We start from the raw sequence: 13,496 nt of genomic DNA, 5'->3' as shown, positions 1-13,496 counted from the left end.
CGACTGAATAGCAAGCGATTGACGATGCGGCAACCGGCGCCATCGCGGAACCTGCGCCCGGTTCTCTCACGCCCACTTCCAGAATAATTTGTGCACGATCTATTTGTTTGCGATTGACACCACGTGAGACTGCCGTCATATAGATCGCACACAAATGATTTGTGTACGAGATAAATAAGGAAGATGAGGTTTCAGATGAGTAGTTTCACCACCACCGACGGAACGCGCCTGTTTTACAAGGACTGGGGAACCGGGCAGCCGATCCTCTTCGCCCATGGCTGGCCGCTATCGTCCGACGCCTGGGACCAGCAGATGCTGTTTTTCAGCCAGAACGGCTACCGCGTCATCGCCCATGACCGTCGCAGCCATGGCCGTTCCGACCAGACCTTCGAAGGCAACAATATGGATCAATATGCCGATGACCTGGCCGAATTGATCGAAGCGCTCGACCTGCATGATCTGGTCCTGGTCGGCCACTCGACGGGCGGCGGCGAAGTCGCGCACTATATCGGTCGTCACGGCACCGCCCGCATTGCCAAGGTCGTGCTTGTCGGTGCAGTTCCTCCCCTGATGCTGCAGACCGACGCCAACCCAGCCGGCACCCCACTTTCGGTGTTCGATGGCATTCGCCAGGGCACGGCAAAGAACCGCTCACAGTTCTTCTTTGACCTGACCGTGCCGTTTTACGGCTTCAACCGCGATGGCGTTGAGAGCAATGACGGCTTGCGCGAAAACTTCCGCCGGATCGGCCTGCAGGGCGGCATCAAAGGTCAGTACGACTGCATCCACGAGTTTTCCGAAATCGACTACACGCAGGACTTGCGCCGGATCGACAAGCCGACACTGATCATCCACGGCGACGACGACCAGATCGTGCCGATCGAGGCTTCGGCGCATCGCGCTGCTGACATCGTGCCCAATGCCACACTGAAGATCTATGCCAGCGGGTCCCACGGATTGGCCGAAACCGAAGCTGACCGCTTCAACGCTGATGTTCTGGCGTTCATTGGCGGCTGACCACCGCTTTCCAAGACCGAACCTATCACGCTGAAATCGAAAAGGACGTTCCCATGTACAAACGTGTCGCTACTGCTGCTGTTATCAGTGCCCTATTCTCGGGTACCGTTTTCGCCCAACCCGCCAAACCGACGGTGGTCCTAGTCCACGGTGCCTTTGCCGACTCTTCGAGCTGGGATGGCGTGGTCGAAATCCTGAGGAAGGATGGCTATGCAGTCATCGCCGCCGCCAACCCGCTGCGCAGCGTCTCGAGTGACGCGTCCTATGTCTCCGACATCGTTGGCAGCATCGATGGCCCTGTGGTGCTGGTGGGGCACTCGTATGGTGGTCAGGTCATCTCGACTGCCGCCAATGGCAATGACAACGTTCAGTCACTGGTCTATGTGGCCGCCTTCGCTCCCGACGCCGGGGAAGCCGCGGCTGATCTGGCCGGCAAGTTTCCAGGCGGCACACTCGGCGAGGCACTGGCGGCGCCGGTAACGCTCGCCGATGGTGACATCGATCTGTCCATCGATCAGGCGAAGTTCCACGATCAATTTGCTCAGGATGTTCCGGCCGAGAAAGCGGCATTGATGGCCGCCGGTCAGCGACCGATCACCGAATCCGCGCTGACGGAAAAATCCGGGGAGCCTGCCTGGAAGACCGTGCCCTCCTGGTTCATCTATGGCGACGCCGACAGGAATATCCCGGCACAGGCACTCGACTTCATGGCGGAGCGCGCCGGGTCCAGGCACACCGTCGTCGTCGAGGGCGCATCCCATGTCGTCATGGTTTCGCAGCCTCAGGCCGTGGCCGATCTTATCGAAGAGGCGGCGCAGTAATCTCTGTTTGCCACGCACCAACCATGGTCATCGCTCGTAAAGGAGCGATGACCATGCCCTATCAAAGCTTGGCGGCAACGACATTCTGCGGTTCTGACGGCACTGCTGGCGCGGTTCTGGCCGGCGGCGTTGCATCATTCGAGATATTCCTGCCGCGGGCCACGAAGTGAGCTGGCTAGTCTGACCAGTCCTGCGCTTGCCAGGCAGAGTGCACAAAACGCCCGCACTGCCGATGCGCATATTTTAGGCCCAGTAGGCACTGATGCCTAAATTTTAGGCGTTGGTTCGAAGATGGTGCAGCGGCGTATATAGACCGCACTCTCAAACGCCATAAAACCCAACGACTTAGCCTTTCGATCGGCCTTGGCATGGGGTTTGCAAGTTTTCCGGCGGTGCAACCACACACTGTTGGGAGACAACATGACAGCCGTAAACCGGATGATTGCTGGCCTGGGGCTTGGCGTGACGATGACTATGGGAGCGATGGCCGTGCCGGCCCTGGCTCAGGATGAAACGATCAAGGTTGGCGTGCTGCATTCTCTCTCAGGCACGATGGCCATTTCCGAAACCACGCTGAAAGACACCATGCTGTTCCTCATCGAGGAGCAGAACAAGAAGGGCGGATTGCTGGGCAAGCAGCTTGAAGCCGTGGTAGTCGATCCGGCCTCCGACTGGCCACTCTTTGCCGAAAAGGCCCGCGAATTGATTGCCGTCAATGGCGTCGCCGCCGTGTTTGGCTGCTGGACCTCATCGTCGCGCAAATCGGTGCTGCCGGTGTTTGAGGAACTGAACTCCATTCTCTTTTACCCCGTGCAGTATGAGGGCGAAGAGAGCCAGCGCAATGTGTTCTACACCGGCGCGGCGCCCAATCAGCAAGCCATTCCCGCCGTCGATTACCTGATGGAAAACGAAGGCGTCGAGCGCTGGGTCCTTGCCGGCACCGACTATGTCTATCCCCAGACCACCAACAAGATCCTTGAGCAGTACCTCATGGACAAGGGCGTGGCCAAAGAAGACATCATGATCAACTACACGCCCTTCGGTCATTCCGATTGGCAGACCATCGTCTCGGACATCAAGAGCTTCGGCTCGACCGGCAAGAAGACCGCCGTTGTCTCGACCATCAATGGCGACGCCAATGTGCCGTTCTACAAGGAACTCGCCAACCAGGGCATCAAGGCCGAGGACATCCCGGTCGTCGCCTTCTCGGTCGGTGAAGAAGAACTCGCCGGCTTTGACACCACCCCGCTGGTCGGCCACCTGGCTGCCTGGAACTACTTCCAGTCCGTCGATGTCCCGGAAAACGCCGCCTTTATCGAAGCCTGGCAGAGCTTCATGGGCAATCCGGACAAGGTGACCAACGATCCGATGGAAGCCACCGTCATTGGCTTCAACCTTTGGGTCCAGGCTGTTGAAAAGGCAGGCACCACCGATACCGATGCCGTGCTCGACGCCATTATCGGGCTGGAAACCCCGAACCTGACCGGTGGCGTCGCCACCATGCTGCCGAACCATCACATCACTAAGCCGGTGCTGATCGGGGAAATCCAGGCTGACGGTCAGTTCGAAGTCGTCTCGGAATCCGATCTCGTCCCCGGTGATGCCTGGTCCGATTTCCTGCCCGAATCCAAGATGATCGAGGCCGATTGGACCGCGCCGATCTCGTGTGGCAACTACAATACCGAAACCAAGATGTGTGGCGGCGACGTCGCGGCGGCAAGTTAGCATTCTGATAACACCGATGAGGGCGACGGGTTTGCCCTCATCACTGATGCTTGAACAAGCACGGTGTCGCCCCGGCTTCGAGCCGGGGCCATCCTGCGATCCCAAAATGGATCCCGGATCACGTCCGGGATGACATCGAGTTTCTGACCAGATCGGGGCCGCCATGGCGCTTCTCAGACACCTCATCATTGTGATGATGCTTCTCGGCACCGCAGCCATGGCCGTTCCAGCCCACGCCCAGGTCGCGGATAGCGAGCTTTCCGCGCTGGTCGATGCCCTCGCGCCGGGCAGCTTCAAGGATCGCGAAGCGGCCATTGCCGCACTGGTCGCGACCGGCGATCCACGGGCTGTGCCCGTGCTGCGCGTGCTGCTTGATGGCGAACTCTATGTCGAGGACACCTCGGCCAAGGTTGTTTTTACCGCCAATGCCGGTGGCAAGGGCGCCCGCACCGACCCGATAAGCGGCACAGAATTGCCCGAACTGGCCGAGGCCAAGCTCGGCAAGGTCAAGGTCAACAACAACCTGCGGCGCACCCTGCGTACGGCCATTGGCCAGATGACGCTGCTCAGCCAGAAGGATGATGTCCGCCTTGCTGCCGCCCAGTCGATCCTGCGCGATGCGGATCCTGAAAATCTTGAACTGCTCGACAGCGCCATGGCCGCCGAAACACAGCCGGCCATCGCCCTGGTGATGGCACAGGCCCGCGCCGCCATTATCGTCAAATCGCCCGACGCCGCGCTCGCCGACTGGCAGGCCGCCATCCCCGTCTTGCGCGATATCGGTGGCCGGGACGCGCTCAATGTCCTGACCAATGCAAGAGGCAGCGCCCCAACCGAGGTGGTGCCGGCAATTGATGCCGCCATTGAGGGCCTCGCCCGCGACCGGGCCGTCTGGGATGTTGCCCAGAACGTCTGGTTCGGCATTTCGCTTGGTTCAGTGCTGCTGCTGGCCGCCATCGGTCTGGCCATCACCTTTGGCGTGATGGGCGTCATCAACATGGCGCATGGCGAAATGGTCATGCTGGGTGCCTACACCACCTTCGTGGTGCAGGAGATCATCCGGCAGAATTTCCCGGGTCTGTTCGACTGGTCGCTCGCCATCGCCCTGCCACTGGCCTTCCTGGTTACGGCCCTGATCGGCATCGCCATCGAGCGCGGCGTCATCCGCTTTCTCTATGGTCGACCGCTGGAAACCCTGCTGGCCACCTGGGGACTGTCGCTGATCATCCAGCAGGCCGTGCAGCGCATCTTCACCGCCAATATCCGTGAAGTGGGCAATCCGAGCTGGATGTCCGGCTCGTTCGATCTGGGCGGGCTCGCCATCACCTGGAACCGCTTCTACATCGTCATTTTCGCCGCCATGGTGTTTGCCGCCCTGCTGCTGGTGCTGAAATATACCGCCATTGGCCTGCACATGCGCGCCGTGACGCAGAACCGCCGCATGGCTTCGGCCATGGGCATTCGCACCCCGCTGGTTGACGCCTTGACCTTTGGTCTGGGCTCGGGCGTCGCTGGCCTCGCCGGCGTGGCGCTGAGCCAGATTGGCAACGTTTCCCCCAATCTGGGCCAGGGCTACATCATCGACAGTTTCATGGTCGTGGTGTTCGGCGGCGTTGGCAATCTGTGGGGCACCCTGGTCGGCGCGCTGACGCTGGGTATCGCCAACAAGTTCATCGAGCCCTATGCCGGGGCCGTGCTGGGCAAGATCATCATTCTGGTCCTTATCATCCTGTTCATCCAGCGCCGTCCCCGCGGGCTCTTCGCGCTCAAGGGAAGGTCTGTCGAAGCATGATTTTGTCTGACGCCAATGTCGCAGTCGTCCTTCCCACCCCCTTGAGGGGAGGGAAGCCAACGGCCGGAGGTATCAATCCATGCTGACGCAAGCCCTGTTCCGCGCGCTGGACAAGAAAGCCATCTGGCTGGTCTCGATATTGCTGGTCGTCGCCATCGCGGTGCCGATATCCAATCTGGTGCTGCCAGAGGGCCATCCGCTGCACCTGCCCAATTATGCCGTGCCGCTGCTGGGCAAATACCTCACCTTCGCCATGCTCGCTTTGGCGCTCGATCTGGTCTGGGGCTATTGCGGCATTCTCTCGCTCGGTCATGGCGCCTTCTTTGCCATTGGCGGCTACGCCATGGGCATGTATCTGATGCGCCAGATAGGCACGCGCGGCGTCTATGCCAATCCCACGCTCCCTGATTTCATGGTGTTCCTGAACTGGAAGGAACTGCCCTGGTACTGGATGGGCATGGACAATTTCTGGTTCGCCATGGCGATGGTCGTGGTTGTGCCCGGCCTGCTCGCCTTCGTCTTCGGCTTCCTGGCCTTCCGCAGCCGCGTCACCGGCGTCTATCTTTCCATTATCACCCAGACCATGACCTATGCCCTGTTGCTGGCCTTTTTCCGCAACGATATGGGCTTTGGCGGCAATAACGGGCTGACCGACTTCAAGGACATCCTCGGCCAGCCCATCTCGGCCACGACAACCCGTGCCGCGCTGTTCGCCGCTTCGGCCATTGCCCTGGCGCTCGCCGTGCTGGCCTGCTCGATGATTGTCAATTCCAAGCTCGGCAAGGTCATGGTGGCGGTGCGCGACGCCGAAAGCCGGACACGTTTCCTCGGCTATCGCGTCGAATATGTAAAACTGTTCGCCTTCGTCGTCTCGGCCGTGATCGCCGGGATCGCCGGGGCGCTGTACGTGCCGCAGGTTGGCATCATCAACCCGAGCGAGTTCGAGCCGGCAAATTCCATCGAGGTGGTGATCTGGACTGCCGTCGGCGGCCGCGGCACCATTGTCGGGCCGATCATCGGCGGCATCCTGGTCAATGTCGGCAAATCCTATTTCACCGGCGCCTTTCCCGAATACTGGCTCTTTGCCCTCGGCGCGCTGTTCGTCGTCACCACCCTGTTCCTGCCCAAGGGCATAGTCGGGCTGATCGGGCAGTACCGTACCGCCACCACCAGGCGCGAACAGCACGACCGCGACGCGCCCACGCCGATGCAGGTCGAAGCCGGTGTCGATCCCCAACCCAAGCCGGCGGAGTAAGTCATGACAGCAATGGCGGACAAGACTGGCACCATGCTCTATCTCGATGGCGTCTCGGTTTCCTTTGATGGCTTCAAGGCCATCAACAAGCTGTCGATCATCGTCCACCCTGCCGAAATGCTGGCCATTATCGGCCCCAATGGCGCGGGCAAGACCACGATGATGGACATCATCACCGGCAAGACCCGGCCTGACGACGGCCAGGTGCTGTTCGACGGACGGACCGATCTGACCAAACTGGACGAGGCGGCCATTGCCAATCTGGGCATTGGCCGCAAGTTCCAGAAACCCACCGTGTTTGAGAGCCAGACGGTCTGGGACAATATCGAGATGGCGCTGAAAAAGCCGCGCGGGGTGTTTTCAGCGCTGTTCTACGTCGCAGACCAGGCCGATATTGATCGCATCACCGAAATTCTGGAGACCATCCGCCTGCTGCCCCGCAAGGACGAGCTCGCCGCCGACCTCAGCCACGGCCAGAAACAATGGCTCGAAATCGGCATGCTGCTGGCGCAGGACCCCAAGCTGCTGCTGGTCGATGAACCCGTCGCTGGCATGACCGACAGTGAAACGGTCGAAACCGCCAAGCTGCTCAGGGAGATCGCCAAGACCCGCTCGGTCGTGGTGGTCGAACACGACATGAGCTTCGTGCGCGAACTGGGCTCGCGCGTCACCTGTCTGGCTGAAGGCGCGGTTCTGGCAGAGGGAACACTGGATCAGGTCAGCGCCAATCCGGTTGTCATCGAAAGGTATCTGGGACGATGAGCACCAGCTACGCAGTCGTCTGCTCCTCCTTGTGGGGCAGGATCAAGGGTGGGGGTGGGTCGCCAACACCGTGCTCGTGACTCCCCACCCGACCCCTTCGGGGCACCCTCCCCGCAAGGGGGAGGGAGAAGAAAGAAGGCAAACAATGACCGCCCTCACCATCAACGCGATCGACTTGCACTATGGCGCCGCCCAGGCGCTCAAATCGGTTTCCATCACCTGCAAGCCCGGCCGCATCACGGCCGTTCTCGGCCGCAACGGCGTCGGCAAATCCTCGACGCTGCGCGCCATCACCGGCATTAGCAACATCACGGCCGGTGAGATCCGCTTCGGTGACGAAATGCTGAAGAAGTCGCCGCCCTACAGGCGCGCCCGCATGGGCATTGGCTATGTGCCGCAGGGCCGCGAGATTTTCCCATTGCTCACGGTGAAGGAAAATCTCGAAACCGGCTATGCCGGCCTGCCCCGCGCCGACAGGACTATTCCACCTTACATCGTCGAGCTTTTCCCCGTGCTCAAATCCATGCTCGGCCGGCGCGGTGGTGACCTCTCGGGTGGCCAGCAGCAGCAATTGGCCATTGCCCGGGCGCTGGTCACCCGACCCAAGGTGCTGGTTCTTGATGAGCCGACCGAAGGCATCCAGCCCTCAATCATCAAGGACATTGGCCGGGCGCTGCAATTTTTGCGCGACGAGAAAGGCATGACCATTCTTCTGGTCGAGCAATTTCTGGATTTCTGCCGCGAAATCGCCGACGATATCTATGTGATGGATCGCGGCGAAATCCAGCATGCGGGACCGGCGAGCGATCTCGACCTGCCCGCAGTACGCCGCCATTTGATGGTTTGATGAACGCTACACTCGCCCTCCAACTGCCAGCAATGATGCAGCGCGCGCGCGGCAGTGGCCGCATCGCGACCAAATTGCGCGCGGGTGTCACCGTCATCGACCGCCTCTATCAGGATGGCTGCGCCAAGATCCGCCTACCGCACACCCATTCGAATGCGCTTGAGGCGGTGCTGATCAACACGGCAGGCGGCCTGACTGGCGGCGACCGGATGGACTGGACCGCTGAGATTGCAGCCGAAGGCAAGGCGGTGCTGACCACCCAGGCCTGCGAGCGCATCTATCGCTCGCTGGGCGATCCGGCCAGCGTGCACACCCGGCTCAGCATCGGCGCCGCGGCTCATCTCGACTGGCTGCCGCAGGAAACCATGCTGTTTGCCAGCAGCCAGCTCGACCGCCGCATCGACATTGATCTGGCCGAAGGCGCCAGCCTGACCGCTGTTGAAGCCATTCTGCTGGGGCGCGATGCCATGGGCGAGCTGGCCCTTGATGCCAAGCTGCGCGACAATTGGCGAGTGCGTCGCAATGGTCGGCTGATCCATGCCGAGGCCACGCAGCTGACCGGGACCGGCAGCGAGCGCGGTGCCGCATCGCTGCTCGACGGCGCCTGCGCCTTTGCCACCATCGTGCATATCGCTCCCCTGGCCGAGCGCCGACTCGAAACGGTTCGGGCGCTGCTGCCCACCACGGGTCGCATCGCCGCCAGCGCCATGGGCGAGCGCCTGATTGTCCGGGCGATGGCCGAATCCGGCCTGGCGCTGCGCCGCATGATCGTCCCCATTATTGCCGGACTGTCGTCGGCCGGCAGCCTGCCGCGCCTCTGGCATCTCTAGGAATAGCCACATGAACCTGACGCCGCGCGAAAAAGACAAATTGCTGATCTCGATGGCCGCCATGGTGGCGCGCAGGCGGCTGGAGCGCGGGGTCAAGCTCAACCATCCAGAAGCCATCGCGCTGATCACCGACTTTGTGGTGGAAGGCGCGCGCGACGGCCGCCCGGTGGCCGAATTGATGGAGGCGGGCGCCCATGTCATCACCCGCGACCAGGTGATGGAGGGGATTGCCGAGATGATCGCCGATATCCAGGTCGAAGCCACTTTCCCCGACGGCACCAAGTTGGTGACCGTGCACGAACCCATTCGGTGAGCCCATGATTCCCGGCGAAATCATCCCAAAATCCGGCGAGATTGAACTCAATGCAGGCGCGATCCAGATTACCCTGGAAGTCGCCAATACCGGCGATCGACCCATTCAGGTGGGCTCGCATTTTCATTTCTACGAGACCAATGCAGGCCTGCGCTTTGATCGCGAAGCGGCACGCGGCATGCGGCTCGATATTGCCGCCGGCACGGCGGTGCGGTTCGAACCGGGCCAGGCGCGCGATGTGAAGCTCGTGCCGCTGGGGGGCGCGCGGATCGTTTACGGTTTCCGCCAGAAGATCATGGGGCCGCTCTGAACCCCAATCGTGCCATCAGCCATTCGACCACTGAGTCAGACGGAGCCTGCCATGCCCGCTCGCATTTCCCGCGCCACCTATGCCGACATGTACGGCCCGACCACCGGCGACCGCGTGCGGCTGGCCGATACGGAGCTGTTCATCGAAGTGGAGAAGGACTTCACCACCTATGGCGAGGAGGTCAAGTTTGGCGGCGGCAAGGTGATCCGCGACGGCATGGGCCAGTCGCAGCGGACGCGGGCCGAAGGGGCGGTGGATACGGTCATCACCAATGCGCTGATCGTGGACGTGACCGGCATCTACAAGGCCGATATCGGGCTGCGCGACGGGCGCATCCACGCCATTGGCAAGGCCGGCAATCCCGATACCCAGCCCGGTGTCAGCATTGTCATCGGCCCCTCAACCGAAGTGATCGCGGGCGAAGGCCGCATCGTTACGGCCGGGGCGATGGATGCCCATATCCACTTTATCTGCCCGCAACAGATCGAAGAGGCGCTGATGAGCGGCGTCACCACCATGCTGGGCGGCGGCACCGGTCCGGCGCATGGTACGCTGGCGACGACCTGCACGGGCGCCTGGCATATTGGCCGGATGATCGAGAGTTTCGACGCGTTTCCGATGAATCTGGCGCTGGCGGGCAAGGGCAATGCGTCGCTGCCGGCGCCGCTGGAAGAAATGATCCTGGCGGGGGCATCCTGCCTCAAGCTGCATGAGGATTGGGGCACCACCCCTGCCGCCATCGACAATTGCCTGTCGGTGGCCGACGCCAATGATGTGCAGGTGATGATCCACACCGATACGCTCAACGAGAGCGGGTTTGTCGAGGATACCATCGCCGCCTTCAAGGGCCGCACCATCCACGCCTTCCATACCGAAGGGGCGGGCGGCGGGCATGCCCCCGACATCCTCAAGGTCGCCAGCCTGCCCAATGTCATCCCCTCTTCGACCAATCCGACGCGGCCCTACACGGTCAACACCATTGCCGAGCATCTCGACATGCTGATGGTGTGCCACCATTTGTCGTCGTCAATTCCCGAGGATGTTGCTTTCGCCGAAAGCCGGATCCGCAAGGAAACCATCGCGGCCGAGGACATCCTGCACGATATCGGCGCACTCTCGATCATCTCATCGGACAGCCAGGCGATGGGCCGGGTCGGGGAGGTGTTGATCCGCTGCTGGCAGACGGCAGACAAAATGAAAAAGCAGCGCGGCAAACTGGCCGGCGAAACCGGCGATAACGATAACTTCCGGGTCAAGCGCTACCTTGCCAAATACACCATCAACCCGGCGATTGCCCATGGCATGAGCGCCCATATCGGCTCGGTGGAAGTAGGCAAGAGGGCTGATCTGGTGCTGTGGAGCCCGGCCTTTTTCGGCGTGAAGCCGGAACTTGTGTTGCTGGGTGGCTCGATCGCGGCGGCCCCGATGGGCGACCCCAATGCGTCGATCCCCACGCCGCAACCCATGCATTACCGGTCGATGTTCGGGGCCTATGGCAAGCTGCGCACCAGCTCGTCGGTGACCTTTGTTTCGCAGGCGGCGCTCGACGATGGGCTGCGCGGAAAGCTGGGCGTCGACAAGCAGATGGTGGCCGTTGCCAATACGCGCGGCGGCATCGGCAAGGCGGCGATGATCCACAATTCGGCGACGCCGCAGATCGATGTCGACCCGGAAACCTATGAAGTGTACGCCGATGGCGAATTGCTGACCTGCGCGCCGGCAACCGTGCTGCCGATGGCGCAACGCTATTTCCTGTTCTAGAACCAGACCACTCCGAAAAGGCAAAGCCATGCTTCGCGCCGTTTCCCACCTGCCTGCCGGCCACAACCAGGGCACGCCATTCGATGGTGTCGAGCTCGAGCACGACGCGCGGCGCCTGCGGCGCAAGCTGCTGACCCTGCGCGGTGGCGGTGGTGAGGTGATGGTGGATTTTCCCCAGACCATAACGCTGGAACATGAGGGCGCCCTGCAGCTCGATGATGGGCGGCTGGTTGCGGTCATTGCAGCGCCCGAACAGCTCTATGCTGTGCACGGGCGCGATAGTGGGCATCTGGTCCGGCTGGCCTGGCATATCGGCAATCGCCACACTGCAGCGCAGCTTGAGGCCGAGCGCATCCTGATCAAAGCCGACCATGTACTCAAGCCGATGCTGGAGGGGCTGGGCGCGCGGATCACCGCCGTGCGCGAACCATTTTTTGCCGAGCATGGCGCCTATCATAGCCATGAAACGCCCGGCCACGCCCTGTTGGCGCGATGACTGCGACGGGCGACCTGCAAAAGCTGCTGACCTGGCTGTCACCAGCGTTTCCGGTGGGCGCGTTCGCCTGGTCGGCGGGACTGGAGACGGCCATCGTGACGCGCGCGGTGCGGGATCGCGTCACAACGCAGGACTGGATCGCTGGCAATCTGGCACATGGTGGCATGCGCACCGATGCCATCCTGCTCGCCCATGCGCATCGCTGGGCGGACAACGCGCCGGCCCTGCGCGACCTGGCTGAGTTGTGTCTGGCATTGACCCCGGCGCGCGAGCGCCATGACGAGGCGGTCACCATCGGCGAGGCATTTGCCATGGCGGCAAAGGCCTGGCCAGCGCCGTTCTATGGGCTGCTGCCGCAGCCCTGCCCCTATCCGGTCGCTGTTGGCGCCGTCGCCGGGGCGCACGGGATCGCGCTGGAGGCAAGCCTGACCGCGTTTCTGACTGCGCTTGTGCATGGGCAGGTGTCGGTGGCGGTGCGGCTGGTGCCGATTGGCCAGAACGATGGCCTGGCCATCATGGCAGCGCTGGAGCCGACCATCACGCTGGTCGTGGAGCAGGCGCAGTCCGCCAGCCTCGACGATATCGGCAGCATGGCCTACGCCACCGACATTGCGCAGATGGCGCATGAGACTTTGCCGACGCGGATTTTCCGCTCATGATCGACACCAATTACCCATCCATCACGCATGCGAGGTTGCTATGAAATCCCCCAATGGACCGCTGCGCATCGGTATTGGCGGCCCGGTAGGCTCGGGCAAGACCACGCTGTGCGAAATGCTGCTCAAGGCGATGCGCGACCGCTATTCGATGGCCGTGGTGACCAACGATATCTACACCAAGGAAGACGCGCTGATCCTGGCGCGCGCGCAGGCGATTTCAGAAGACCGGATTGTCGGGGTGGAAACCGGCGGCTGTCCGCATACCGCCATTCGCGAGGATGCCTCGCTGAACCTGGCGGCGATTGCCGGCCTCAACCGCAGCTTTCCCGATCTCGACATCATCCTGATCGAAAGCGGCGGCGACAATCTGGCGGCGACGTTTTCGCCCGATCTGGCCGATATGACGCTCTATGTCATCTCCGTGGCGCAGGGCGAAAAGATTCCACGCAAGGGCGGACCGGCCATCGCCCGCTCGGACCTGCTGGTGATCACCCATACCGATCTGGCGCCCCACGTGGGCGCCAGCCTGGCGGTAATGGAAAGCGATACGCAAAAGGTGCGCGCGGGGCGCCCCTATGTGTTTACCGATCTGCTGCGGCGCGACAGCCTCGAGGTGATCATCGCCTTTATCGAGAAAGCCGGCGGCTTGAGCAGCACCCAGGCCGCTCAATAGGTCAGAGCACGCCGGTCAGCAGCCCCACGCCGGCCATGGCGGCGAGGCCACCGGCAGTGCGCGACACCATCACGCCATAGCGCCTGCTGAGCCGGCCAAGCAGGGAGCCGACAAGAATGCCGCCGGCATGCAGCAGCGCCGTGGCCAGGAGGAAGCCAGCCCCATAGGCGAGACCAGTTGCCTGTATCGGCATTTCGACCCCATGCGCGTGGCCATGAAATATCGCGAACAACCC

15 protein-coding genes are annotated in these 13,496 nt (G+C 62.0%); 14 read left to right on the top strand and 1 reads right to left on the bottom strand.

The window, feature by feature from the left end; translation table 11 throughout:
• Window positions 1–195 precede the first annotated feature (195 nt).
• The 14 genes from Q8O80_RS13260 (at window position 196) to ureG (ending at window position 13,261) form a co-directional block, all read left to right on the top strand.
• Entirely contained in the window at window positions 196–1,017 is an 822-nt protein-coding gene (locus Q8O80_RS13260) for an alpha/beta fold hydrolase (protein ID WP_305579964.1), read from the top strand.
• A 53-nt stretch (window positions 1,018–1,070) separates the two neighbouring features.
• Complete coding sequence (locus Q8O80_RS13255; RefSeq protein WP_305579962.1) at window positions 1,071–1,838, top strand: alpha/beta fold hydrolase; 768 nt, start codon at window positions 1,071–1,073, stop codon at window positions 1,836–1,838.
• Between the two features lie 438 nt (window positions 1,839–2,276).
• Complete coding sequence (gene urtA / locus Q8O80_RS13250) at window positions 2,277–3,563, top strand: urea ABC transporter substrate-binding protein (RefSeq protein ID WP_371136200.1); 1,287 nt, start codon at window positions 2,277–2,279, stop codon at window positions 3,561–3,563.
• 163 nt (window positions 3,564–3,726) lie between these two features.
• On the top strand, window positions 3,727–5,355 hold the full coding sequence (urtB, locus tag Q8O80_RS13245; RefSeq protein ID WP_305579960.1) for an urea ABC transporter permease subunit UrtB: 1,629 nt from the start codon (window positions 3,727–3,729) through the stop codon (window positions 5,353–5,355).
• Between the two features lie 79 nt (window positions 5,356–5,434).
• Complete coding sequence (gene urtC, locus Q8O80_RS13240; RefSeq protein WP_305579958.1) at window positions 5,435–6,610, top strand: urea ABC transporter permease subunit UrtC; 1,176 nt, start codon at window positions 5,435–5,437, stop codon at window positions 6,608–6,610.
• A 3-nt stretch (window positions 6,611–6,613) separates the two neighbouring features.
• Window positions 6,614–7,372 (top strand): urea ABC transporter ATP-binding protein UrtD, encoded by a 759-nt coding sequence (urtD, locus tag Q8O80_RS13235; protein WP_371136199.1) that lies wholly within the window; start codon window positions 6,614–6,616, stop codon window positions 7,370–7,372.
• A 145-nt stretch (window positions 7,373–7,517) separates the two neighbouring features.
• Window positions 7,518–8,219, top strand: a complete 702-nt coding sequence (urtE, locus tag Q8O80_RS13230; protein ID WP_305579956.1) for an urea ABC transporter ATP-binding subunit UrtE — start codon at window positions 7,518–7,520, stop codon at window positions 8,217–8,219.
• Window positions 8,219–9,049 (top strand): urease accessory protein UreD, encoded by an 831-nt coding sequence (locus Q8O80_RS13225; RefSeq protein ID WP_305579954.1) that lies wholly within the window; start codon window positions 8,219–8,221, stop codon window positions 9,047–9,049. Before urtE ends, Q8O80_RS13225 begins: the two co-directional genes overlap by 1 nt.
• A gap of 10 nt (window positions 9,050–9,059) precedes the next feature.
• Window positions 9,060–9,362 (top strand): urease subunit gamma, encoded by a 303-nt coding sequence (locus tag Q8O80_RS13220; RefSeq protein WP_305579952.1) that lies wholly within the window; start codon window positions 9,060–9,062, stop codon window positions 9,360–9,362.
• Between the two features lie 4 nt (window positions 9,363–9,366).
• The gene (locus Q8O80_RS13215; protein WP_305579950.1) at window positions 9,367–9,672 is read left to right on the top strand and encodes an urease subunit beta; all 306 of its coding nucleotides are present in this window, start codon (window positions 9,367–9,369) and stop codon (window positions 9,670–9,672) included.
• A 51-nt stretch (window positions 9,673–9,723) separates the two neighbouring features.
• Window positions 9,724–11,433 carry an urease subunit alpha gene (ureC, locus tag Q8O80_RS13210; RefSeq protein WP_305579948.1) on the top strand — a complete coding sequence of 570 codons (1,710 nt, stop codon included), beginning with the start codon at window positions 9,724–9,726 and terminating at the stop codon, window positions 11,431–11,433.
• Between the two features lie 28 nt (window positions 11,434–11,461).
• Complete coding sequence (locus Q8O80_RS13205; RefSeq protein ID WP_305579946.1) at window positions 11,462–11,929, top strand: urease accessory protein UreE; 468 nt, start codon at window positions 11,462–11,464, stop codon at window positions 11,927–11,929.
• Window positions 11,926–12,588 carry an urease accessory protein UreF gene (locus tag Q8O80_RS13200; protein ID WP_305579944.1) on the top strand — a complete coding sequence of 221 codons (663 nt, stop codon included), beginning with the start codon at window positions 11,926–11,928 and terminating at the stop codon, window positions 12,586–12,588. Before Q8O80_RS13205 ends, Q8O80_RS13200 begins: the two co-directional genes overlap by 4 nt.
• A 40-nt stretch (window positions 12,589–12,628) precedes the next feature.
• On the top strand, window positions 12,629–13,261 hold the full coding sequence (ureG, locus tag Q8O80_RS13195) for an urease accessory protein UreG (RefSeq protein ID WP_305579942.1): 633 nt from the start codon (window positions 12,629–12,631) through the stop codon (window positions 13,259–13,261).
• Between the two features lies 1 nt (window position 13,262).
• On the opposite strand, the gene Q8O80_RS13190 is transcribed toward ureG, so the two are convergent.
• Window positions 13,263–13,496, bottom strand: a 234-nt coding sequence (locus tag Q8O80_RS13190; RefSeq protein WP_305579940.1) for a HupE/UreJ family protein, incomplete at its 5' end; no start/stop codon positions are given.

Source organism: Devosia sp. (genome assembly GCF_030689745.1).
Taxonomy (GTDB): Bacteria; Pseudomonadota; Alphaproteobacteria; order Rhizobiales; family Devosiaceae; genus Devosia; species Devosia alba.
The sequence above is the reverse complement of the archived record's forward strand: the minus strand, read 5'-3'. Positions and strand labels throughout refer to the sequence as shown.